The organism is Arthrobacter sp. PAMC 25486 (genome assembly GCF_000785535.1).
In the GTDB taxonomy this organism is placed as follows: Bacteria; Actinomycetota; Actinomycetes; order Actinomycetales; family Micrococcaceae; genus Specibacter.
The window spans coordinates 3358259-3380718 of sequence record NZ_CP007595.1; the positions used below are offsets into that span (position 1 = coordinate 3358259).

The window sequence follows — 22460 nt, forward strand, 5'->3', positions numbered from 1 at the left end:
CGATGGATATGGAGGCGGCTGGTTCATGTGGCTGGAACGTAAAAAACGCCCACCGGAAACTCCGATGGGCGTTTTGCGAAGCGCTGTGTTCTTACATGCCAAAAAAGATCAAGAGGCCAAAACCCACGACGCCGATGAGCACTGCCGCACCGCCAATGATGTTGCCGGCCATGTCGCCGCTGGTGCTTTCAGAGGCGTGTGCTGCGGACTGTGCTTTTGCTTGAGTACCCACTGGTTTCCTTTGTTCAACGGCCATGAGAATCCGGGCCGGGATCGACGTTGCTTTGCTGCCGCGCTGGTGCGGTGCACAACGAAAAATGCTCGCCGAAGGCATCGGCGGATGTTTAAGCTTACCAATTCCGGCCAAGTTGCCGCAGATGAGGCCGCGCGGGTGACTGCTGAGCTCTACCAACGGACTGGCAACACCGTCAGCGCCGCCAGAACGGGGGCCTGCGAGAACGGCGTATCTTCTTTTGGGGCGGTTCGCGGGTTTGCCCCGGTTTCAATTTCAAACCTGGGCAGAATGTTGCCACCAGCCTGATTCCGGGCAAAACAAAACCCCCACTTTCCTTATAAACAAAGGGAAGCAGGGGCCTTGCCACTTGGCGGTGACGGTGGGATTTGAACCCACGTCAGGCTCACACCTGAACAACATTTCGAGTGTTGCACCTTCGGCCGCTCGGACACGTCACCAACGCGTCAACCTTACCGGGTCAACGCCGTACAACAAAAATGGGCGGCCCCGCCGCCGTTGAAAGGGTGCAAGATGGGCACATGGACAATGCAACGCGGCGTGCCTGGAGCTGGCACAAACAAGGCTTGGACGGATCGCTGGCGGGCAGCAGCGCCGCCGACGTGCTCGGCAAAACAGGCTGGGCACGCTCCATCGGCGGCGCCAACCCCTACCTGACACTCTTCTCCCGTGCTGGCATCCGCAGGGAACAAGCCGACGCCGACATGGCGGCCCTGCGCATCCATGAACTACCGACGGCGCGCGGCTGCACCTATGTCCTGGGCGCGGACGACTTCGCGTGGGGACTGTCCCTTGGGCAGGGAGCGGCCGAAGCAACCGCCAAGGTGCTGGACAAGCTCGGCGTCGACCGGCAAGAGCTCAAGGACCTTGAGGAGCGGGTGCTCGAATTGCTCCAGGATTCGACGCTCCCGCTTGACCCTAAAGTACTCAAAGACAAGTTGGGCAGTGCCGTGCGAAGCCTGGGCGAGGAAGGCAAGAAGAAGGGCGCCTCAACCACGCTCCCCACAGCGCTGGGACTGTTGCAGGCCGACGGCCGCATCCGCCGCGTACCCCTCAACGGCCGGCTGGACGTGCAGCGCTACGCCTACACGGCCTGGGGACTGCCGGCCCCGGAGGAATCGCCGGAACAGGCCCGGGCAAAACTGATGGAGAACTACCTGCGCTGGACCGGCGGCGCCACACTCAAGCAGACCCAGTGGTTCACGGCCTTCACCGTGGCGCAGACCAAGGCGGCGCTCGCAGCCGTCAACGCGGTGGAATCCACAGTCGTCGATCCGGACGGGCTGTGGATGCTGCCGGAAGACGTCGAGGCGGCTGCAACGTTCACGGCACCCCAGGAGGAGCAGATCCAGTTGCTCGCCGGCTCCGATTCCTTGTTCCTGCTGCGCCGCAACTCGGCGGACCACGTCGCCGAGGAGGACCGCGGCCTGGCCATCGGCAAGGAAAAACTCGCCCTGACGGCCGACCTGCCCGACCACCCCATCGTTGACCGCGGCCGGATCATCGGGCTGTGGCAGTACGACCCCGGTCAGGAACGCCTGGCCCACTGGACTTTCGAGCCACCCACCCTGGCGGTCAACGATAAGGTGGAAGAGATTGAATCATGGGTTCGCGAGGATCTGGGCGATTTCCGCTCCTTCAGCCTGGATTCGGCGTCGAGCCGGCAAAAACGGATCGACGCACTCAACGCAGCGGCGCGGTAAAAGGCGCGGTGAAACAGGGGGAGAAGCAATGGCTGGACTGAATTGGGTGCTGTCGGGGGTCATTGCCGCAGCGGTGCTCACTACGGGAGGCTGCGGTGGGACTCCCGGGGCGGCGCCTCAGGGCTCGGGCTGCATGCCGCCACCGTTCTCGATCAGCGCCGACACCATCCGGCCCGGCGGGAACCTCACCGTCAAGGCCGACGACGCCGACTGCGACCCCCGCTACGGCGCCGACGCACAGATCCTGCTGGAAATCACCGACGGTTCGGGTGAAAAAGTAGTGGATACCCTGGCCCCCATGAACGACGCCGGAGGGTTCAGTGCCGCCGTCAAGGTCCCCGATTCTGCCGTCCCCGGCCAAGGCGCGGTGAACGCCTACCCGTGGAACCTCGACTGGTGCGACGACACCGGACGGAACAACCGGATGGGTAACCCCGGTGTGGGCGCCGATGCTGCGCCGGACATCGAACTGGCCTCCTGCACGCTGCCCTCGAAGCCGCTCACGATCGAGCCCTGAGAGCCCTGAAGCTGCCGGCGGTGTTGAAGCTATTGGCGGTGGCTGGTAAAAAAGTCCCGCAAAAGCGCCGCGCATTCGTCCTCGCGCACGCCCGGAAACACCTCGACCCAGTGGTTGAGGCGCCGCTCGCGCAGCACATCAAACACCGACCCCGCCGCGCCGGCTTTCTCATCCCACGCCCCAAAAACGACCCGCGGCACCCTCGCCAGGACAATTGCCCCGGCACACATGGTGCACGGCTCCAGCGTCACCACGAGCGTGCAGCCGGCCAGCCGCCACGACCCCAGTTTCGTGGCCGCCTCGCGGATCGCCACGATCTCGGCGTGCGCCGTCGGGTCCCCGTGTGCCTCACGTTCATTGCGGCCCAAACCCAGGACTTCCCCGTCGGGCCCAAGCACGACGGCGCCAATTGGCACATCCGCCGTTGTCAGGGCACGCTGGGCTTCAGCGAGTGCAAGACCCATCCATTGGGCATGTAAAACCGTGGTGGTGGTCTCGATCGGGCGAAAATTCGATGTGTTGGGCACGGCTCAATGGTAGCTTTTATTCATGCGCGTACTGGTTGCGGATCATCCGCTTATTGCCCACAAGTTGACGGTCCTTCGAGACAAGAACACACCGTCACCCGTTTTTCGTCAGCTCACCGAAGAATTGGTGACCCTGCTGGCCTATGAAGCCACGCGCGGGGTGCGGGTCCAGCCGGTGAATATTGAGACGCCAGTGACGTCCACCATTGGTACCGGGCTGGTCAAGCCCACGCCCCTGGTGGTGCCGATCCTGCGCGCCGGCCTGGGCATGCTCGAGGGCATGACCCGCCTGCTGCCCACCGCCGAGGTTGGCTTCCTGGGCATGGCCCGCAATGAGGAAACCCTCGAGGCCATCACCTATGCCGAACGCCTGCCGGAAGATCTCACCGGACGGCAGGTATACGTGCTGGACCCCATGCTGGCCACCGGGGCCACCCTGATTGAGGCGTTCAAGTTCCTCTTTGACCGCGGCGCCGCGGACATCACCTGCATCTGCCTGCTTGCCGCCCCGGAAGGCCTGGCGAAGCTGGAAGCGGCCCACGGCGGGCGCGATAACGTCCACGTGGTCCTGGCCGCGATCGACGAGGGCCTGGATGAAAACTCCTACATTGTCCCGGGCCTCGGCGACGCCGGCGACCGCCTCTACGGCGTGGTGGACTAACCAACTCGTCCACTGGCTGGCACAGTGCCACAGTTCGTGGGAAAAGCCGCCGTTTGACGCAATTGCGATGGTTCAAACCATGGCAATTGCGTCAAACGGCGGCTTTTTCGTGGTCGGCCGCATGCGATCAGCCCTGCGCGTCGGCCGAACCAACGCCCCCAGTTCCATCCTCGGCACCGGACGATCCAACAGCTCCGTGCGTAACCCGGAACCCCACATCCGCCAGCACTGCATCGGGCGCGTTGCCCCTGCGCATTGCTGCCCGGGCGCTCCAGATCGGATCGTCCCAGCCGGCCCCGAGCAGACTTCGGTGGCCCCATAACGTGCCGTGTCGGCATAGTCCCAACACCATTTTCAGACCTTGCCGAGCCTGGCGAACACGCCAAAACCATGGGGCAGTTTCCCGGCCAACGGCTGCGGGCCCGGCACGCCGTTGAGCGCCGTCCACGCAATCTCCGCGAGCGAACCGTACGTTGGTGCGGACGTCCCCGCCAGGCCGGAGGCCGCATTGCAAAACCGGCCGGCCCGAAACCAGGTGACCGGGTGCGCAGGAAGGCCGACGGCGGATGGCGGGCTCCCGCCGTCGGCCATCACCTGGTGCCACAAAGCCGTCGGTGATGTGCGTGCGGCCCAGCTCAAAGGGGCCAGCGTGACCAGGCGGGACGTGCCCGAGCGGGCATCACGCAGCTCGACGGTGCCGCCGGGGATGGGCAGCAGGCCGATGGGAATCAGTACCAGCCCACGGCGTTCGAGTGGCCCCAGGCGCCGCAGGGTGACCCGTAGCGGCCCTGAATGTAGCCGAGCCCCCAGCGGATCTGGGTTTCATAGTTGGTGGACCAGTCGCTGCCGGTGCTTTCCATTTTGCTGGCGGGCAGGGACTGGGCAATGCCGTACGCGCCGCTGGAGACGTTTTCTGCCGAGGTAAGCCACTCGGATTCGCGCTGCCAGAGCTGGGTCAGGCAGCTCATCTGGTCGGCGCCCCAGCCGAAGGAGCCAAGCTGGCCGGCGGCGTAGGCCTGGGCGCCGGCGGGATCGTCAACGGCCACGGGCTTGACGGCATCGGCCTCGGCCTTCACGGGGACCGGGGCTGCTGAGGCGCTCGAGGTGACGTTCACGCCCGGGAAGGTGATGGCGGCGTCAAGCGGGGCGGAAACGGCCGGGGATGAACCGCCCGGAACGGTTGCCGGTGCCTCGGCGGCAGAGACCACGCTGGCCAGGCTGTCGGGGCCGGACGGTGCGCCGATCTGCGCGGCGACGCCGCCGGCGGCGACGAGCGCGCCAACGACGGCCAGTGCAGCCATGCACTTGGCCGTGGCACTGACGGCCGTGGCGCCGGGAGAGGCGGGTGCCGCGGCGGCGTGCCCGGCGGTGCGGGCGCCTGTGCGGGCTGATGCGTGCCCAAAAATCGACGGGCGGCGGACTGGTTCGGCACGGCGACGGCCGCGCTGCGGAGCAGCAGACATGAGGGAGCCTCTCTACGCCTGCGAGGTGAGCTGTCGGGAACGGACTAGAGAATCCGGCCGCCGCAGTCTTTGAAAATCACTGCACCGGCTTAACCCCAAGGGTCTCCACATTGAGGAGGCCCGCAAAAATTGGGTCCCCCGTCTCTGCCATGTTTCTCGATGGAAATGGGCGGCGGCAGAGCTCGGCGAGCCGTCCATCAATGCCATGAACCACGCTTGGTTCAGACGGCACTCTTTCCACTTTAACCGAAACGAGACCATGTGTCACATTTTGGTAACGACCTTTGTAGCAGGGTGAGCAAACGGACATTTACTTAGCAATGCTAACGATCTACCATGAAAGTTGAAGATACGGAACCAAATACCTCGAGGCAGCTGAGCATCCATGACTGATTTTTCCCCTGAAAGTTCGACGCCGGACCCCTCGCCACGTGCCGACGGTCCCGTTGCTTCGGGGCTGGGTGGGCGCAAAACCGGAAAGCCCATAGGTGTTGGGGCGTTGGCGGCCGAGTTGCGGGTTGCGATCATGCGCACCTCAAGGCGGTTGCGGGCGGAGGCGGCAACGCGCGAAATCAGTCCGGGGCAGTATTCGGTGCTTGCCGGAATTTTGGCCAGTCCGCTCACGGTGGGGCAGCTGGCCGCCCGGGAACAGATCCAGGCGCCATCCATGACCCGGATAGTGAATGCGTTGGATGTGGCCGGCTTTGTCGGCCGGGAAGAGAACCCGCAGGACAAGCGCCAGGTGCTGGTGCGGATCACGGAGCCAGGCGCGGCAGCATTGCTGCGTGCCCGCTCGAAGCGGACGGCCTGGCTGGCGAAGCAGGTGGCGGCCCTGACCCCGCAGGAGCGAGCGACCCTGCATGAGGCGGCCATGATTCTGCAGGAGATGAGCGCCTAGATGAATTCCATGTTCCGCGCATTGCGGGTCCGCAATTACCGGCTCTGGGTGACGGGTGCGCTGGTGTCCAACATTGGCACCTGGATGCAGCGCGTGGCTCAAGACTGGCTGGTGCTGACGGTTTTGACCAATAATTCAGGCACGGCCGCCGGCATTGTCACCGGCCTGCAGTTCCTGCCCATCGTGTTCCTTGGGCCCTATGCGGGCCTGTTGGGGGACAGGGTCAACAAGCGCAAGCTGCTGCTGGTCACGCAGACCTGTATGGGGTTTTGTGCGCTTTTGTTGGGAATATTGGTGGTCACCGGGTCTGTACAACTGTGGCACGTGTATGTATTGGCGCTCCTGCTGGGCGTGGCCAGCGCCTTTGATGCCCCGTCCCGGCAGGCGTTTGTCTCGGAGGTCGTCGGCAAGGAAGACGTGCCGAACGCCGTCGCACTTAATAGCGCCTCCTTCAACCTGGCCCGCCTGGCCGGCCCCGGCGTGGCCGGACTTGTCATCGCCCTGGTGGGTACCGGGCCGGCGTTTTTGATAAATGCGGCAAGCTTCGCTGCCGTCATCCTTTCATTGTGGCGGATGCGTGCCCATGAGCTGGTGCCGACGGTGCACGTGCCGCGGGCCAAGGGGCAGATTCGGGAGGGGCTGGTCTATATCCGCCAGCGCCCGGACCTGCTGATGATCATGGTCCTGGTGTTCGTGGTGGGCACCTTCGGGATGAACTTTCAGATCACCAACGCCCTGATGGCAACCACCGTTTTCCATTTGGGACCCGGGGAGTACGGGCTGCTGGGTTCGGTCATGGCGGTGGGGACCCTGGTGGCGGCGCTGCTGGCGGCGCGGCGCAAGACCATGCGGATGCTGTACATCGTGGGCGGCGCCCTCGCTTTTGGCGTGACCGTTGCCATCGCCGCCTTCATGCCGAGCTTTGCGCTCTACGCCTTGGCGCTGATTCCTGTGGGCCTGGCATCGCTGACGTTCATGAATGCCTGCAACACCACGGTGCAGCTGACCACCGACGCCGCCATGCGTGGACGGGTGCTGGCGGTGTACATGGTGGTGCTGCAGGGAGGTACGCCCATCGGGGCGCCGCTCGTAGGTTGGATCGCCACCGAGTTTGGCGCCCGCTGGTCCCTGGGGCTGGGCGCCGTGGTGGCAGTCCTTGCCGCCCTGATTGCCTTGGTCATGATGAACCGGCGCAACAATGTGAGGCTGCGCGACCAGTTCCGCAGCATGCGCCCCTCCTTCATGGTGCAGGGGCTGCACCGCACGGCGGGCTAGCTTCCGGCCCACAAGAGCATGCCGCTAGGTAAACCTTTGTTTACTTAGCGGCATTTTCTGGTAGAAAGCTGGGTGCCGGGAACGACTTGCCCGGACCGTTACCGGCATGCTCCCGACGCGGATGAACTATTTGGTCAAAATGGGAGTTTGTGCAGAATGTTTTGCCAAGACTTAGGTGTGTATCGCGGATATATTCGGAGTATTCCAAATTTCTCACGCCATATGAGAGCAAAACAACACGGTCGGCTTCATCACAAAATAGCCCACAATCTCATATGGTGGACGTTATGGGCTTATGTTACTTGCAGGTTCGCTTTGTTACGTAGCAGACTGACATATGTGAACACCCACTCAGTGAATTCTGCAGCCGCAGCAACGCACCGCCTCGGATCGACCGGACGGTTTATGTGTGGTTGTCGAATGCAGCCCTAGCTCACAAACCCTGGACGCCACACCCTCAGCAGCAACCGCAACGGGGCGGCACCAGTCTTTGGCCCTTGGGCCGGCCCTCCATGAGGACATCAAAGGTTCCTCGCGTGAAAACGGAATCAATGGAAGCATTCGCGCCGTCGAGTACGGCCATACACCTAGGTAGTTCAATGTCAGTAGCATCCGGATACGTCCACATCTCTGTTCGAAATGCAGCCAAGGCGGTCACCCGCACCTCTGGCGCACGCCCTGCCCACCTTGAGCAGGCCGGCTACAGCCAGCACGCTGATGCAGGCAACGCAGCGGAACGCCTGCGCGCCGTGCCCATCAGCGACAACAGCCCCATGACCGCGCCGACGCCCGTGATTGCCGGCGGTGACCGCCTCCGCGGCGTCAGCCCCGACAACGTAGCCCGCGGCTTCGTGCTCTACGTGGGTGTTGACGAAGACACAGCCGCAACCGCCGGCACCTCACTGGCCAAGCTCGCCCAAGACATCCGCGCCTATGCCCAGACTCTTGTGCCGCAGGCCCAGAGCTACGCCGCGGTGGCGATCGCACCGTCGGACGCCGTGGGTACTCCGCTCGACGTGGTCCGTTCCACGTTCGGGGATCCCACCGTTGCCACCCGTCAGCGCCAGGAAGCCGCACGCATTCCCGTGGCCGACCAGCGCCCCTCCGGCGTCCTCATTGACCTGGCCCGCCGCGAAGTCCACCTCGACGGTGACACCCTGAACCTCACGTTCAAGGAATTCGAGCTGCTGAACTACCTGGTGGAAAACGGCACCCGCACCGTGGGCCGCGACGAGCTTCTGGAAGGCCTCTGGTCCAACGCGGACGAGGTCCCCAACGAGCGCACCATCGACGTGCACATCCGCCGCCTCCGCTCCAAGCTGGGCCGCCTGTCCAATACAGTTCGCACCGTCCGCGGCGAGGGCTACCGCTTCTATGAGCACCCCGAAGTGGTTGTCTGGGCAGCCCCGGAATACTCCATCTAGCGTTTGCCCGGCCCTTCTTACGGGAAAGTACGACGGCGTTCGGCCCACCCGGGGGGGCCGAACGCCGTCGTACTTCTTTAACATCACTAAACTGTGGGAATGAGCGAACACCACATTAAACGGCTGATCCTGATGCGCCATGCCAAGGCGGCGTTCCCGCTGGGCGTTGAAGACCATGACAGGCCGCTGGCACAGCGCGGGCACAACGAGGCGCCGCTGGCCGGAAAATGGCTGGTGGACAACGGCGTGGTGCCGGATTTCATCCTGTGTTCCTCGGCGCTGCGGACCAGGCAGACGTGCACCTGGGTGTGCCAGCAGCTGGGGGAGAAGGCGCCCACACCCAAACTGGAGAGCGCGCTGTACGCGGCCGGGGCCACCTCGATGCTCTCCGTGGTGAACCATGTGCCCGAGACTGTCACCACGCTGATGGTGATCAGTCACATGCCGGGGATTCAGTCGCTCGCACTGCGGCTGGCGTCGCGGGACTCGGACCAGGACGCGTACATGGACCTGGCCTCGGGGTTCCCTACGAGCGCCTTCGCCGTTTTTGAGCACGACGGCGATTGGGCCACCTTGGACGGTCAAGACGCCCAGCTGAGAAATTTCGTGGTGCCGCGCTAATTCCTTGGGCTAGACCTCGATCTCAGGCAGCAGAGTCTTCAGCGTCCACGTCTTCTTTTTGCTGACAGCGGTCCAGGCGAACAGCAGTCCCAGCAGTGTGTAACCCAGCAGGCCAAGGGCGATGGGCACCAGCGGGGCCCAGGTCTGCACCGTAGATCAGGTGCCGCAGGCCCTCGACCACATGCCCCATGGGCAGGATCTGGTGCATGATGTGCAGCGGTTCCGGCGTAGTCTGCCAGGGGACGGTGCCGCCGGAGGAATCCAGCTGCAATACCAGCAGGATCAACACCACCAACTTGCCCGGCATGCCCAGCAGCGCCACGACCTCCTGGATCAATGCAGTGAATGCCAGCGAAGCCAGCAGCAACAGGCCCAAGGTCAGCCATGGATGGCTCGGTTCCAGGCCCAAGCCGAATTTCACCACTGCGTACAGCAGCAGGGCCTGGGCCGTGGCCACTGCGGCAAACGGCAGCCATCCGCCCAAAGCTATCTTCCCTGAAGGTGCGTTGGAAGCCAGCGCCCGCACCGTCAGCGGGCGCACGACTTGGACCAGCATGAACGCGCCGATCCACAGGGCCAGAACCAGAAAGAAAGGGGCCAGTCCCGCACCATAGTTGGCTGCCTGGGCCTGTGACACCGAATCCACGCGGATGGGGTCGGCGATGACTCCTGCCGCATTCTGCTCTATCCTTGTCGTTGGGGTCGGGCACCGAAGCTGCACCGTTGCGCAATTGCGTGGACAGCTCCGCGAGGCCGGCAGACAGGTTGGCGGAGCCGTCCTTCAGCTCACCAGCGCCCGTATCCACCTTGCCGGCCCCGGCTGCCAGCTGGTTGGCGCCGTCGAGAGCGTTTTGCTGGCCGGTGGCGAGAGTTGCAGCACCGTCGGCAAGTTCACCGGCGCCGGCGTGCGCCTGCACGATCGCCTGGGCGAGTGTCGGTGTTGCACCGGCCAGCTTTGCGGCGCCATCGGACACGGCAGCGGATCCGTCAGCCAGCTTTTGGATGTCGGCGGCCAGCTGGTTCTTCAAGTCCGCGACTGTGGGGAGGGTTCCGCAGACGAGAACAAATCGCGGATCTGAGCCGCCTGGGCTGAGGATGCCGTCGCTGACGAGTTGGCTCAGTTTGTCGTTGCTGGCTGCTATGGCCGCGCCATCCGTCAGCCGTTTCGCACCGTCGGCCGGCTTCATCAGCTGTGAGTGGATGGTGCCATTTCCGCTCAATAGCGAATTGATCGTTGGCTCGCCGCCCTGCTGCACGACGGACGCTTGGACCGGGGTGACCGGCTTGTCCGTAGGGAAGTCAGGAGCTAGTTTTTGGCGGCAAGGGGGATCTAGGTAGGCAGGCCACGGAGCCGGCTCGATGTCGCGGTGGCCTGCTTGGCCAGATCGTCATCGAAACCACACACCATGGACGGTTCCGCGGCCTGCTCATCCGCGAAAACGATGGAACGCAGGGTGTGTGACATGGACCGTGCTGCTCCGGCAATGATGGCGGCTTCTCGGGCAGCCGTACTGGCTTCGCCGGGGTGCAGGTCGGCGATGCTGCGCATCGCCAGTCCCGGAATGTAGCCGACCATGACGCCCTCGGCCTGGGCCACGGCGACGGCCGAGGCCTCGGCCACGGCGACGGCCGAGGCCTCGGCCACGGCGCCAATGGTGGAGGGCTGGTCCACCACGAGCAGCACGGTGCCATTGCCGGCCACGGCTCTGACAGATGAGTTCGAATTGCCCGGTGTCAGGGGTGGGGGCACGCCGAGCGACGCAAGCTCTACTGCCAGCACGATGGCTACTCTGGTGATTACGCAGCCGGCGTGTGCGACGGCTTCGACCATGCCCGCGTGTGCCGAGTGTTTGAGTGTCTGCCTTGGCGCGGTGCACGAGGAAGATCGTGTAGTCGATTGTCAAGCGCGAAGATGACGAGGAATGCGAGTATCGGCACCTGCAGATCGAGAGCCTGCTGGCCGAAGAGCAGGCGGTTCATCCAAGACCCTGCCCGCGCGTCGATATCGGTCGCGACCGCACCCCGACGAGCGCTTTCGCGCCCGTACTCCGGTGTACGAGTTCGTGAAGGGCACCTATTTGCGCGATGCTTTCTTCGATTCTCGGACCATATCCGGTGGTTCCCATGATCTCCGTCAGCGCGCTGTCGTCGGTCGTGTCGATCGGGACAGCGCGCCCGCTTCCTTCAGCAACGCCTGGACGAATCACCTCGAATTGACTTTCCAGGATTAGCAGGACATGGTTGCTAATGCAGTACCTCGTTCGGTGAGGCTCCTGCGCGAATATAGGCCACTGGTCTGGCGAATATCGAGAGATGTCGTCAGGTTAGGACAGGTTTTCCCGGAGCAAGGGTTAACCCCAAGTGGCTGCCCTCCAGCATTGCTGGAATGGGCTACGTCGCGTAGTGCCAAAGCTCTGACATGGAGGACTGCGGCCCGTTTGGGTAGCCGGCAATCATTGGTATTGATACTGATGTTGCCTGCGCGACGTATTGCCGCGAGCGGTATGAGCATGAGGAGGTGACGACATGAAGAGTCGAAGTCCGAGATCGAAGGTTACGACATTGCGTCGACCTCCTGAATTCCACTAACCCTTTCTTTTCCGCGTTGCCACACCCGGCGCATAGACATCGATAGTTCTCGCCGTGTGCATTGCCCGACCTGTTCGTATCAGGCGGGGATATTTGGCGCGCCCTAATGCCGAAAGAACCAGACAATGACTACAACAGAGCTCAAGCGAGCCCCAAAGAAAAACAAATCCCTCACCCTGCGAGAAGTCCTTGACGGCGATTCAGGTGCCGGGCTCGACACCTGGCTCGCATCCACGCCTACTATTCGCCAACGATCCAGTGAGTTGGCGAAGCTCAGCGCGGAACAACTTCGGAGCTTCTCACACCGTTTCGGCGAAGTGCAGCTAGGGCGCGTGTTCGCCAGTGCCTCACCTGCCGCCGGTGTTTCCGCAGCGCTACTCCTTGACACCGGCACCGTGAATGGCGTTCTCGAAACGCTTTCTCCGTATTACATTGCCGATGGAATCCGTGCGCTCCTTGCGTCCGACCGGGAGCGTCTCCTGAGTGCACTGAGTGCATCCGCGCGTGATGCTGTAGACGGTTTGCTGAAATGGGAAGGTGATTCGGCTGGCGGTAACATGACGCCAAGCTTCCTCGTACTTCCCGCACAAACACAGGCCGCTGACGCCCTCACGCAACTGCAAAATCTCGCCAAAAACGTGGAAGCGGCTAACTACGTTTATCTTGTCGATACCGACGGTATTCTGACCGGAGCCGTATCGTTTCGCGGGATCGTGACGGCGCCTGCTGAAATGGCGCTAACAGAATTCTCGAACGAGATCCTGCAAAGCGTAGAACCTGATCTTGATCGAGAACTTGCCGCAAAGCTCCTCAACGATCATGACCTCGCCGCTCTTCCCGTGGTTCAGAACGGGCGACTACTGGGGGTGATTACCGCTGATCGCGCGGCAGAGATCATCGATACCGAGACGACTGAAGATTTCCGTAGGTTGAGTTCGGCCGGAGGGCTGACCCGCTCGCTCAAGGACGCATCCATCTGGGTGCTCTTCCGCAGCAGGGTGGTGTGGCTCGTCGTCTTGGTATTTGGCAACATCTTCTCGGGCGCGGGCATTGCTCACTATGAAGAACTGATTGAAAGCGTTGTCGCCCTTGTCTTCTTCCTACCCCTGTTGATTGATAGCGGGGGGAACGCTGGCTCTCAGGCGGCGACGTTGATGGTCCGTGGACTTGCAACAGGTGATGTTGTCATGCGGGATTGGTTCAAGATCCTGGGCAAAGAGTTGCTTGTTGCATCGCTCCTTGGAGCAAGCATGGCGGTCGCAGTATCGATCATTGGTGTGGTGCGCGGAGGGCCTGAAATCGCGGTTGTAGTCGCCCTCACCATGGTCATCGTCGTAATTATTGGCAGTGTCATCGGCATGTCATTGCCCTTTCTCCTCAGTAAGCTCCGGCTAGACCCGGCAAGCGCGAGCGCCCCGCTCATCACCAGCATTTGTGACGGTGTAGGGGTAATGATCTACTTCGCTATTGCCAGCCAGATACTCCTCTAACGGCACCGCTGGTGGTTCCCCGCGGCTAGGGCTGCCGGGGAACCACCTTTATCTGTGGCCCGCCGGCCTCTGACTCAATTTGCTTGAAGATTAGAAAGGAGCCTCATGGGCCTCCTCGACATGCTGATCCGAATCGGACTTGGCCTCCTGCTCGGAGCCGCCGGGGGTTAGAACGCCAATGGCGGGCCGGCAGTTGTTTGAAGAAGAACAAGAACAAGTCTAAAACGCAAAAGGCCCCGTCCGCCGTCGTAATCGACGGGGAACGGGGCCTCTGCTGGGCGGACCCGCGGGGCCAGAGGAGGCCGGAGTTAGGCGTCCAGGGCGGCCTTGAACCAGCTGGTGATGGTGGAGGGGTGTGTGATGGCGGTTCCCACAACCACGGCGAAGGCGCCGGCGTCCAGGGCTGCGCGGGCTTGCGCGGGGGAGTGGATCCGGCCCTCGGCGATGAGCGGCTTGCCCAAGTTGGCGGCGGCGATTTCGGCGATGAGCTCCAGGTCCGGGCCATCGGTCTTGGGGCGCTCGCCCGAGTAACCGGCCAGGGTGGTGCCGATCAGGTCGGCGCCGGCCTCGGCCGCGGCCACGGCGTCCTCGAAGGAGCCACAATCAGCCATGACGAGGGAATTTGAGTTGGCGTGCACGCCGGCAATCGTCTCGGCGAGGGTCAGGCCGTCCGGGCGGGGGCGGCGGGTGCCGTCGATGGCCACGATGTGCGCTCCTGCGCTGGCGCAGGCCAGGGCATGGCGCAGCGTGGGGGTGATGAAGACGCCGTCGTGCCCGTCCTTCCACAGCCCGATGACAGGAACTTCCACTGCCGCGCGGGCGAACTGAATGTCGGCAATGCCCTGCACACGGATTGCCGCGGCGCCGCCGGTAACAGCCGACGCGGCCACCTGGGCCATGGTGCGGGGGTCGCGCATGGGTTCGCCAGGATACGCCTGGGCGGACACCACAAGCTGTCCGGCCAGCGCATCAAAGTTGGTCAATTTCAGTGTCACTGTGACTCCTAGAAAAGGTAAAAGCGAATTATTGGTCAAGGACCAGGGACGCGGCGCCCACAATGGCGGCGTTGTTGCCAAGGCTTGCCCGCACCACAGGGACGGACGCCAGCGGCGCCAAGAGTTCAGCGCGCAGGGCCGCTTCCATCCCTGACCACCATAGGTCTCCGGCGTCGGCCAGGCCACCCGAGACGACAACCACTGCCGGGTCGAGGATGTTGATCAGCCCGCCCACGGCCTGTCCGGCGGCGGCAGCTGCGTGGGAAATGACGTGCAAGGCCAGCTCGTCGCCGGCCTTGGCCGCGTCAAAGACCGCACGGGTGTCGGCCAAGGCAGAACTGCCGCCGTTGCGCCCATAGGCTGCGTGGATTGCGGGCCCGGAGGCGACGGCTTCCACGTGGCCGGAATGCCCGCAGGAACACGGCAGGGGGGTGCCGCGGTGCACGGCCAGGGGTGAGGCGAAGTGGCCAACATGCCCGCCCACAAAGTGGTGCCCCAGCAGCGGCTTGCCGTCAACAACAAAACTGCCGCCAACTCCGGTGCCGAAGGCCACCATGAGCGCCGTTGCGGCGCCTGCGCCGGCACCCTGCCAGGCCTCGCCGAGCGCGTGGGCATGGACATCATTGACGACGGCGGCCGGCAGTCCCAGCCGCTCCGAAAGTCCCGCCGTGATGGCGGTTCCGGTCCAGCCAAGGATGGCGTCGGTGGCGGAGATGACGGTGCCTTCAGCCGCGTTGATGACGCCTGCGGAGCCGACGCCGACGGCGTCAACTGTGGAGCCCAGCGCTGCGGCCCGGTCAATCAGGGAACGCACCATGGCGGCGGTGGCGTCGAGAATGGCCTCGCCGCCGTCGCGGTTGAGCGTGGGAATCTGCTCCGTCAGCAGCACGGAACCGTCTTCCGCCACCACTCCGGCCGCCGTCTTGGTTCCGCCAAGATCAACGCCTACTACGTACCGCATGAAGAATCCTTTGAAGTGCTAAAGCTCAAAAACTGGCCCGCAGTTGTGGTCGTAGAACGTGCCGAAAACGGTGTTTTCACGACCACAACTGCGGGCTAGTTGCAAGAGAGGGGTGCTTAGATCAGGCCGTTGCGCTCAAGGATAACCTTGATGGCTGCGGTCTCATCGGCGTCGAGGGAGAGCATGGGGGCGCTCATGACGTTGGTCTTGATGACGCCCATGAGCATCAGCGCGGTCTTGAACGCGCCCAGGCCCGCGGCGTTGCCGGAAACTCGGCCGGCCTTCGGGGTGTAGACGATGTTGAAGACGTCGGCGATGCGGTCCTGCTCGGCAGCGGCACCGGCCCAGTCGCCGGCGATGGCGAGATCGTACAGGCGGCGGTAACCCTTGGGGTCGACGTTGCCCAGCCCCGGCACAACACCCTGTGCGCCGCCGAGCAGTGCACCGTCAACAACCACTTCGTGGCCGGTGAAGATGTCAAAGTTCGGGATGTCCTTGGCACCGATGAGCAGCTGGCGGAAGGAGACGTCGTCGCCCGAGGAATCCTTCACACCGGCGATGACGCCTTCGCGGCCCAGCTCCAGGAGCAGGTCGGTGGGCATCTTGAAGTGGGTGCGGACCGGCACATCGTAGACGAACAACGGCACGTCAACCGAGGCTGCAACGGTGCGGATGTGGCGGCCGGTCTCTTCCGGGTTGCTGATGGCGTAGTACTGGCTGGTGGCCACGATGCCGTCTGCGCCGAGGGAGACCATGCGCTGTGCTTCTTCAACAACACGGTTGGTGGTCTGCTCAACAGCACCGACCAGCAGCGGAACCTGTCCGGCGTTGACGCCGGCAATGGTGGTCAGCACGGTGTCGCGCTCGGCGTTGGTCAGGTGGGTGACCTCGCCGGAGGAGCCGTTGACGAACAGGCCGGACACGCCGCCGTCGAGCAAGTGGCGGGTGAGGTTCTCCAAGGAGGGAACATCAATGGTGCCTTCGGCGGTGCGGGGGGTGCAGACGGGGGGAATGACGCCCTGGAAACGGGTTGCGACGGTAGTCACGTGAATTGCTCCAAAATTGTGTTGATTATAGGGAAAAATTGGTGGCCCACACGCCCGGGCCCCGGGCCGACGCGCCAGCGCCAGCCTGGGAGGGCGTGGATGGGCCCACATGTCCGAGGGTCCCGCCTTGGTGCGGAGCACCAAAGCGGGAAGACATGGGGATTAGATGTGAAGAAGGGACGGCGCAGCGCCGAGAAGCTTCTTCGTGTAATCGTTGGACGGGTTGTCGAAGATCTGCTCCGCCGAACCCTGTTCAACGATCTGGCCGTAGTACATGACACAGATGCGGTCTGAAACGTAACGGACCGTCTGGATGTCATGGCTGATGAAAACCATGCCCAGGTTCAGTTCCCTTTTCAGGTCAGAGAGCAGGTTCAACACCTGGGCGCGGACGGAAACATCCAGTGCCGAGGTGGGCTCGTCGGCCACCATGATGTCAGGGCCTAGAGCCAGTGCGCGCGCAATGGCCACGCGTTGGCGCTGTCCGCCGGAAACCTGCGACGGCGTGACCTCGGCCGCCGATTGCGGCAAACCAACCAGCGAGAGCAGTTCGCGGACCTTGGCCAGGCGCGAGGCGCCATTGCCGATGCCGTGAATAACCAGCGGGTCAAGAAGGATGTCCTGGATGGTCATGCGCGGGTTCAATGCGGTGGACGGGTCCTGGAAGACCACGGACACCGAGCGGCCGAACTCCTTGCGCATGGTGGCGTTGCGCTTAATGGCGGGCTTGCCATGGAACAACACCTGCCCGGAAGTGGGAGTTTGCAGGCCAACCAGCACGGAGGCGAGGGTGGACTTGCCACAACCGGACTCGCCCACAATGCCCACGGTTTCGCCGCGGCTGATGGAGAAGTCCACACCGTTGACGGCCTTGACGTAGCTGGGCTTGAACAGGCCGCCGGAACGGGTCCGGTGATGGACGTGCAGGTCCTTCAGCTCGATGACAGGGGTCAGTCCGCTGGCGGCTGAGCCTGATGCGTGCTTGCTCATGAGGCACCTTCCGTAACTGCTGCGGCGGAAACCGTCGCGGCATCTTCCTTCTTGTGGCTGGCCCAGAAGTGGTCGCCTGTCACACCGTCACGGGTGATGGGGACAAACGCCAACTTTTGGGCCGGGTCGGCGTCGGGACGCTGGGACCGGCTGGCAAACCGGTCGCCGTTGGCAAACTCCCGCGGCGAGGGGACCGTGCCGGGGATCTGGTGCAGGCGGACGGCGTCGGACTCAATGGAGAGCACCGCACCCAACAGACCACGGGTGTATTCGTGGGTGGGGTGTGCCAGCAGTTCCGAGGCCTGGCCGGATTCAACAACTTGGCCGGCGTACATGACCGTGATCTTGTGCGCCAGTGAGGCGACAAGGGCAAGGTCGTGGCTGACGAAGACCATGGCGAAGCCAAGCTGCTCGCGCAATTCGTTCAACAGGTCGACAACCTGCTTCTGGACGGTGACATCCAAGGCGGTGGTGGGCTCATCGGCAACCACAATCTTGGGTGAGCGGGACAGTGCCATGGCGATCAGCACACGCTGGCGCTGGCCGCCGGAGAGCTCGTGCGGGTAGCTCTTGAGCGTGCGCACGGGATCCAGCTGCACCAGTTCCAGCAGCTCGGCCGGGGTCTTGCGGCCGTTGCGGCGGGTCAACTGCAGCATCTGCTCCTTGATCAGCATGGAGGGGTTGAGCGAGCTCAGCGCATCCTGGTAGACCATGGCGATCTGCTCCCCGCGCAGGCCGTCATAGGCCTTCACGGAGCTGTGCTTGGTGGCAGGGTCCAGTAGTTCCTTGCCGTCAAACTTGATGGATCCGGTGACCTCTGCCGTCTTGGGCAGCAGGCCCATGATGGCCAGCGAGGTGATGGACTTGCCACAACCTGACTCGCCCACCAGGCCCATGGTTTCGCCTTCGCGAACCGTGAAGGACACGTTGTCAACGATCGGGGTTTGATCAAAGCGGCCGGGGAAACGGATGGAAAGGTTCTTCACCTCAAGGATCACGCGGGCATCCGCGTCAACCTGGGGGAGGCGGTCGTTGCGGGACTGTTCCACTGCCTGCAGCAGCAAAAGTTCCTTGTTCAACGCAGCGAAGGGATCTTCGATGGCTGCGCGTGCAGCAGCATCGGCCTTGGCGAGCTCAACAGCGGCAGCTGCCGAACCGTCGTCGTCCTTGACAGGAGCAGCCTTCTTGAAGCGAGGGTTGACCATGGCATCGGTGAGGCCTTCGGCCAGGATGTTCAAGGACAGCACCGTCAAGAGGATGACGAGACCGGCGAAGGTGGTTGCCCACCAGCCGCCCGAAAGCACCAGGTTGCGGCCGTAGGAGATGACGTTGCCCCAGCTGGGATCGGGATCCTGGATGCCAGCGCCCAGGAAGGACAGCGAAGCTTCGAGGATGATGGCGTCGGCAACCATGACGGTGGCGAACACCAGAACGGGGGCCGCAGTGTTGCGCACAATGTGCTTGAGCATGATGTAGGCGCGACCTGCACCAATGACACGCTCGGCGCGGACGTAGTCCTCACCGTACTGGGAGAGTACATTGGCGCGGACCACGCGGGCCAGCTGCGGGGTGTAAATGATGGCGATCGCGATGATGATGGTCGGCACAGAGTTGCCGAATGCGGTCAACAGCACGGCGGCCAGGGCGATACCCGGGAACGCCATCAGGATATCCATGAGGCGCATGATGACCTCATTGACACCCTTTGAGGACGTCGCCGCAAGGGCACCGAGGGTGGCGCCGAGGATGATGGCCAGGGCTACTGCGCCAAGGCCGATCATGAGGGACGCCTGGGCGCCGTACATCAGGCGGGAAAGGACATCGCGGCCAATCCTGTCAGTGCCGAACCAGTGTGCGGTGCTCGGTGCCTGGGCGGGATCGCCGGTTTCCAAGGGATCGTGCGGGGCGAGGAACGGCGCCAGAATGGCCACCAGCGCAATGAAGACCAAGAAGATCAGGGCCAGTTTGGAGCCCATGTTCAGGGCCTTGAAACGCAGGCCCGGCGCGCTGAGCCGTTCGGCAAGTTTGCTACGCATGGCTTAGACCGTCCTGATTCGGGGGTTGATGAGCAAGTACAAAAGGTCCACCAGGATGTTGACCAGAACAAAGGTCACGGCGATGACGAGCACAACGCCCTGGACCAGGTTGGTGTCGGCGTTGGTGATGCCGTTGAGGATCTGCTGTCCCATGCCGGGCAGTGAGAAGATCATTTCAATCACGACGGCGCCGCCAAGCAGGTAGCCGATGCGAAGACCCAGCACGGTCACCGGGGTGACAAGGGCGTTGCGCAGGACGTTCTTGGAAACGACTGTGGTGTACGGGACGCCGTTGCCGATCGCGGTGCGGACGTAGTCGCGGTCCAGTTCTTCAACCATCGAGGTGCGGACAACACGGATCAGCGAGGCGGAAACCGGGATTGCCAGGGCCAGCGCCGGGAGGGTCATGGAGCTGAGCCAGCCCATGAAACCGTCATCCGGGTCGGCGAGGCCGCCTGAGGGGAACCAAGAGTTGTCGCCCAAAGCGAACCACTGGATGAGCAGGATGCCCAACCAGAAGGACGGGGTGGCGATGCCTGCAATAGAGAAGACACGGATGACCTGGTCAACCCACTTGTCGCGGTACAGCGCAGCGAGGACGCCGAAGACCAATGAGATGACGATGGCGATCAGAACGCCCAGGAAGGTCAGCTGCAGGGTCACCGGGAACGCGCTGGCGATGACCTCGGTGATCGGCTTGGCCGGTGGCAGGGTGTCGCCAAAGTCGCCCTGGAAAAGGTTGCCCAGGTAGCGGAAGTACTGAATGAAGAGGGGGTCGTTGTATCCGTTGGCCTCGCGGTACTGGTTGAGGGCCTCGGGTGAGGCTCCATCGCCTAGTGCTGCAACGGCACGGTCACCAGGAGCGAACTGCAGCACCACGAAGACGAGCAGGGTTACACCCAGGATCATCAACGGTAGTGCTGCGAGCCGGCGTCCCAGCAGTCGCAAAAAGTTTGCCAATGTACTTACTCCGGTTCTATTTGCAGTCAGCTGCTTGGGGGAAACGTGGGCTGCGTCATAGGAAAGATGGTCTCAGACCTTGGGGGCCGTGGCCAAGTGGCCACAGCCCCCAAGGTCTGCGAAAAAACGGTAAACCTAGGCTGTCCGGCCTACTCCAACAAAGGAGACGCCCGTGGTGGGCAGCGGTGCGAAGCCGTCAAGCTCCTTGGAGTTCCACGCGGTGGGCAGCTTGCGGTGGAAGATCGGGTAGAGCGGTGCTTCTTCAGCGACGATGTTGATGATTTCGCTGTAGAGTTTCTTGGCTTCAGCCTCGGGGGCTGCCAGTGCGGCATCCAGCTTGGTCTGAACTTCCTTGTACTCCGCGGACTCGTTCCAGGCGAAGCGGTTCTTGGCCCAGACGTCGCCGCGGTACCACCAGCTGAGCAGGATGTCTGCGTCGTTGCCGAAGACAGAGGGATCGCCGGGGGCTGCAACAACGTCGTAGTTCAGCCCGCCAACCTTTTCCGGTGCGTAGACTGCGGCGGAAGCCAGCGGCTCAAGCGTGGTGGTAACGCCAATGGCATCCCAGTTCTTCTTCATGATCGGCGTGACATCCTTGACCCAGGCGGTGTCCGTGCTGGTCAGGGTCAGCTTGAGGTCCTTGACGCCGGCGTCAGCAAGCATCGACTTGGCCTTCTCGGCGTCGTAACCGTAAACGGTGGAAGCCTTCTGGTAATTGGCGCTGCCTTCCTGGAAGTAGGAAGTGGCTGCCGTTGCGTTGCCCAGCAGGGCCGTCTTGATGATGGCTTCCTTGTCCAGGGCGTAGTGCAATGCCTGGCGGACTTCCTTCTTGTCGAAGGGGGCGCGGGACAGGTTGAACATGAGAAAGAGCAAGCCGAAGGACTGCACGGACTCAACTTCAACCTTGCCCTTGAGGGCGTCAACGTCCAGGTAGGGGACGTCCTCGATGGCCTGAACGCGGCCGGACTGCATGGCGGTGACGCGGGCTGATGCGTCAGCCATCAGGAACCAGGTCATGTCCTTGGCCAGGGCCGGCTTCGGGCCGTTGTAGTCGTCGTTGCGAGCGAAGACGATCTTGTCGTCCTTGGCGGCGGAAACGAACTTGTACGGGCCGGTGCCGACGGGGGTGGCGTCGAAAGCCTTCTGGTCTGCCGAGGCCAGTGCCTTGGGGACGACCTTGACAACCGAGATGCGCGGGCCGAAGCCGGCGAACGGGGTGTTCAGCTTGAATTCAACGGTCTTCTCGTCGACGGCCTTGACGGAGTCGATGAAGAAGATGAACTGGGCGAACAGGGCCTGGTTGGCCGGGTCCAGAACGCGTTCGAAGGAGTAGGCGACGTCCTCGGTGGTGACGGGGGAGCCGTCGTGGAACTTGGCGCCGTCGCGGATGGTGACCTGGTAGGTGGTCTCATCAACCATCTTTGGATCTTCGGCGGCGAGAGCGTTGTAGGGCTCACGCGTTGCCGGGTGGAGTTCCACCAGGCCTTCGAAGATGTGCAGGTTTGCGGCCAGCGGGGTTGCGCCCGAGGAGCTCATCGGGTCGAAGCCCGTTGACAGTGAGTACGAGATGCCAGCTTCGATGCTGCCATCCTTGTTGATGCCACCAGCGGCACCTGAAGTTTCGGTGCCCTTGCCGGTTTCGTCAGATGAGCCGCAGGCTGCAAGAGTCGCGGTAAAAGCCGTTGCAGCACCCAGGACGCCAGCGGCCTTGAGGAAGGTGCGACGCGACGCCGGTGTCGCAGGTAGGTTCTGAAGAGTATTGCTCATTCTGTGGACTCACCATTTCGTTTATTAGTTATCGGATGTAGGACGTCCGATGCTTATGGTGAAACTGTAATAGCGATCACAGGGTTAGGTCAAGTGGGAGTAGGGTCTCATTTTGGCATCGGTGAGCTGGTGTGAAATTAAAGTTCGACGGCGGTTGGTGCACGTCCCAGCCCGCGTCCGGATGCCCGGCGAGCATGTTGTTCGGCTGCCGATGGTAGGCAAGTCGTCGGACATCCGATATTCTATGTCTTAGATCACCTTGGCGCGCAGCTGGCGCCCGGCTC

The 22460-nt window shown here is 63.1% G+C and carries 20 protein-coding genes, 1 tRNA gene, 2 pseudogenes and 2 riboswitches; of the genes and pseudogenes, 8 read left to right on the forward strand and 15 right to left on the reverse strand.

Translation table 11 applies throughout. The features are described 5' to 3' along the window. Nucleotides 1–91: 91 nt before the first annotated feature. Together art_RS22305 and art_RS15380 are read right to left on the reverse strand one after the other, a co-directional pair. Entirely contained in the window at nt 92–232 is a 141-nt protein-coding gene (locus tag art_RS22305; RefSeq protein WP_157875288.1) for a hypothetical protein, read from the reverse strand. A gap of 371 nt (nt 233–603) precedes the next feature. Continuing rightward, nucleotides 604–693, reverse strand: a tRNA-Ser gene (locus art_RS15380). 81 nt (nt 694–774) lie between these two features. On the opposite strand from art_RS15380, the gene art_RS15385 reads away from it, so the two are divergent. Further along, the gene (locus art_RS15385) at nt 775–1956 is read left to right on the forward strand and encodes a crosslink repair DNA glycosylase YcaQ family protein (RefSeq protein WP_038466208.1); all 1182 of its coding nucleotides are present in this window, start codon (nt 775–777) and stop codon (nt 1954–1956) included. A gap of 28 nt (nt 1957–1984) precedes the next feature. Then, nucleotides 1985–2473, forward strand: coding sequence for a hypothetical protein (locus art_RS15390; RefSeq protein ID WP_253901375.1), 489 nt, complete (start codon nt 1985–1987; stop codon nt 2471–2473). A gap of 29 nt (nt 2474–2502) precedes the next feature. Here art_RS15390 and tadA read toward each other — a convergent pair whose 3' ends face one another. Further along, nucleotides 2503–3000, reverse strand: coding sequence for a tRNA adenosine(34) deaminase TadA (gene tadA / locus art_RS15395; RefSeq protein WP_301537942.1), 498 nt, complete (start codon nt 2998–3000; stop codon nt 2503–2505). A gap of 22 nt (nt 3001–3022) precedes the next feature. Between tadA and upp the strand changes: the two genes are divergently transcribed. Further along, nucleotides 3023–3661, forward strand: a complete 639-nt coding sequence (gene upp / locus art_RS15400) for a uracil phosphoribosyltransferase (protein WP_038466210.1) — start codon at nt 3023–3025, stop codon at nt 3659–3661. A 354-nt stretch (nt 3662–4015) separates the two neighbouring features. Here upp and art_RS21775 read toward each other — a convergent pair whose 3' ends face one another. Together art_RS21775 and art_RS23005 are read right to left on the reverse strand one after the other, a co-directional pair. After that, nucleotides 4016–4300: a hypothetical protein gene (locus tag art_RS21775; protein ID WP_157875289.1), complete on the reverse strand. Its 285-nt coding sequence runs from the start codon at nt 4298–4300 to the stop codon at nt 4016–4018. A gap of 89 nt (nt 4301–4389) precedes the next feature. Further along, the gene (locus art_RS23005) at nt 4390–5124 is read right to left on the reverse strand and encodes a transglycosylase (RefSeq protein WP_253901376.1); all 735 of its coding nucleotides are present in this window, start codon (nt 5122–5124) and stop codon (nt 4390–4392) included. 3 nt (nt 5125–5127) lie between these two features. Continuing rightward, a riboswitch (cyclic di-AMP (ydaO/yuaA leader) is annotated at nt 5128–5306 on the reverse strand. Between the two features lie 203 nt (nt 5307–5509). On the opposite strand from art_RS23005, the gene art_RS15415 reads away from it, so the two are divergent. From art_RS15415 to art_RS15430, 4 genes are all read left to right on the forward strand, one after another. After that, nucleotides 5510–6022 (forward strand): MarR family winged helix-turn-helix transcriptional regulator, encoded by a 513-nt coding sequence (locus art_RS15415; RefSeq protein WP_082000336.1) that lies wholly within the window; start codon nt 5510–5512, stop codon nt 6020–6022. Then, nucleotides 6023–7297: an MFS transporter gene (locus art_RS15420; RefSeq protein WP_038466212.1), complete on the forward strand. Its 1275-nt coding sequence runs from the start codon at nt 6023–6025 to the stop codon at nt 7295–7297. It begins immediately after the preceding gene. Nucleotides 7298–7896: 599 nt separating this feature from the next. Beyond that, the gene (locus art_RS15425) at nt 7897–8721 is read left to right on the forward strand and encodes a winged helix-turn-helix domain-containing protein (RefSeq protein ID WP_038466215.1); all 825 of its coding nucleotides are present in this window, start codon (nt 7897–7899) and stop codon (nt 8719–8721) included. Nucleotides 8722–8820: 99 nt separating this feature from the next. Next, on the forward strand, nt 8821–9342 hold the full coding sequence (locus art_RS15430; protein WP_038466218.1) for a histidine phosphatase family protein: 522 nt from the start codon (nt 8821–8823) through the stop codon (nt 9340–9342). A gap of 22 nt (nt 9343–9364) precedes the next feature. Here art_RS15430 and art_RS21145 read toward each other — a convergent pair whose 3' ends face one another. The 3 genes and pseudogenes from art_RS21145 to art_RS15440 all read right to left on the reverse strand — a co-directional run. Continuing rightward, nucleotides 9365–9988, reverse strand: coding sequence for a YhgE/Pip family protein (locus art_RS21145; protein ID WP_052136627.1), 624 nt, complete (start codon nt 9986–9988; stop codon nt 9365–9367). A gap of 157 nt (nt 9989–10145) precedes the next feature. Then, nucleotides 10146–10529: pseudogene (locus art_RS23345) on the reverse strand (ABC transporter); the annotation flags it as partial. A gap of 146 nt (nt 10530–10675) precedes the next feature. Beyond that, nucleotides 10676–11035 (reverse strand): annotated as a pseudogene (locus art_RS15440) (transposase); the annotation flags it as partial. 556 nt (nt 11036–11591) lie between these two features. After that, nucleotides 11592–11774, forward strand: a riboswitch (M-box (ykoK) riboswitch). A 282-nt stretch (nt 11775–12056) separates the two neighbouring features. On the opposite strand from art_RS15440, the gene mgtE reads away from it, so the two are divergent. After that, nucleotides 12057–13421: a magnesium transporter gene (gene mgtE / locus art_RS15445; RefSeq protein WP_038466220.1), complete on the forward strand. Its 1365-nt coding sequence runs from the start codon at nt 12057–12059 to the stop codon at nt 13419–13421. Nucleotides 13422–13729: 308 nt separating this feature from the next. Here mgtE and art_RS15450 read toward each other — a convergent pair whose 3' ends face one another. The 7 genes from art_RS15450 to art_RS15480 form a co-directional block, all read right to left on the reverse strand. Next, nucleotides 13730–14416, reverse strand: a complete 687-nt coding sequence (locus tag art_RS15450) for an N-acetylmannosamine-6-phosphate 2-epimerase (protein ID WP_038466222.1) — start codon at nt 14414–14416, stop codon at nt 13730–13732. A 28-nt stretch (nt 14417–14444) separates the two neighbouring features. After that, complete coding sequence (locus art_RS15455) at nt 14445–15377, reverse strand: ROK family protein (protein WP_038466225.1); 933 nt, start codon at nt 15375–15377, stop codon at nt 14445–14447. Between the two features lie 116 nt (nt 15378–15493). Then, complete coding sequence (locus art_RS15460; protein WP_038466227.1) at nt 15494–16423, reverse strand: dihydrodipicolinate synthase family protein; 930 nt, start codon at nt 16421–16423, stop codon at nt 15494–15496. A 162-nt stretch (nt 16424–16585) separates the two neighbouring features. Continuing rightward, the gene (locus art_RS15465) at nt 16586–17413 is read right to left on the reverse strand and encodes an ATP-binding cassette domain-containing protein (RefSeq protein WP_052136630.1); all 828 of its coding nucleotides are present in this window, start codon (nt 17411–17413) and stop codon (nt 16586–16588) included. Continuing rightward, nucleotides 17410–19449, reverse strand: coding sequence for a dipeptide/oligopeptide/nickel ABC transporter permease/ATP-binding protein (locus art_RS15470; RefSeq protein ID WP_052136631.1), 2040 nt, complete (start codon nt 19447–19449; stop codon nt 17410–17412). The genes art_RS15465 and art_RS15470 overlap by 4 nt, the downstream gene beginning before the upstream one ends. Nucleotides 19450–19452: 3 nt before the next feature. Continuing rightward, a complete protein-coding gene (locus tag art_RS15475; RefSeq protein WP_038466229.1) occupies nt 19453–20409 on the reverse strand; it encodes an ABC transporter permease in 957 nt (318 codons plus the stop codon). Nucleotides 20410–20544: 135 nt separating this feature from the next. Next, on the reverse strand, nt 20545–22176 hold the full coding sequence (locus art_RS15480) for an ABC transporter substrate-binding protein (protein ID WP_038466232.1): 1632 nt from the start codon (nt 22174–22176) through the stop codon (nt 20545–20547). Between the last annotated feature and the right edge of the window lie 284 nt (nt 22177–22460).

Excerpts from the sequence above, each read along its gene's own strand:
- art_RS15385 (WP_038466208.1), top strand. The coding sequence starts at position 775 with ATGGACAATGCAACGCGGCGTGCCTGGAGCTGGCACAAACAAGGCTTG.
- art_RS15390 (WP_253901375.1), top strand. The coding sequence starts at position 1,985 with ATGGCTGGACTGAATTGGGTGCTGTCGGGGGTCATTGCCGCAGCGGTG.
- upp (WP_038466210.1), top strand. The coding sequence starts at position 3,023 with ATGCGCGTACTGGTTGCGGATCATCCGCTTATTGCCCACAAGTTGACG.
- art_RS23005 (WP_253901376.1), bottom strand. The coding sequence starts at position 5,124 with ATGTCTGCTGCTCCGCAGCGCGGCCGTCGCCGTGCCGAACCAGTCCGC.
- art_RS15415 (WP_082000336.1), top strand. The coding sequence starts at position 5,510 with ATGACTGATTTTTCCCCTGAAAGTTCGACGCCGGACCCCTCGCCACGT.
- art_RS15420 (WP_038466212.1), top strand. The coding sequence starts at position 6,023 with ATGAATTCCATGTTCCGCGCATTGCGGGTCCGCAATTACCGGCTCTGG.
- art_RS15425 (WP_038466215.1), top strand. The coding sequence starts at position 7,897 with ATGTCAGTAGCATCCGGATACGTCCACATCTCTGTTCGAAATGCAGCC.
- art_RS15430 (WP_038466218.1), top strand. The coding sequence starts at position 8,821 with ATGAGCGAACACCACATTAAACGGCTGATCCTGATGCGCCATGCCAAG.
- mgtE (WP_038466220.1), top strand. The coding sequence starts at position 12,057 with ATGACTACAACAGAGCTCAAGCGAGCCCCAAAGAAAAACAAATCCCTC.
- art_RS15455 (WP_038466225.1), bottom strand. The coding sequence starts at position 15,377 with ATGCGGTACGTAGTAGGCGTTGATCTTGGCGGAACCAAGACGGCGGCC.
- art_RS15465 (WP_052136630.1), bottom strand. The coding sequence starts at position 17,413 with ATGAGCAAGCACGCATCAGGCTCAGCCGCCAGCGGACTGACCCCTGTC.
- art_RS15470 (WP_052136631.1), bottom strand. The coding sequence starts at position 19,449 with ATGCGTAGCAAACTTGCCGAACGGCTCAGCGCGCCGGGCCTGCGTTTC.
- art_RS15480 (WP_038466232.1), bottom strand. The coding sequence starts at position 22,176 with ATGAGCAATACTCTTCAGAACCTACCTGCGACACCGGCGTCGCGTCGC.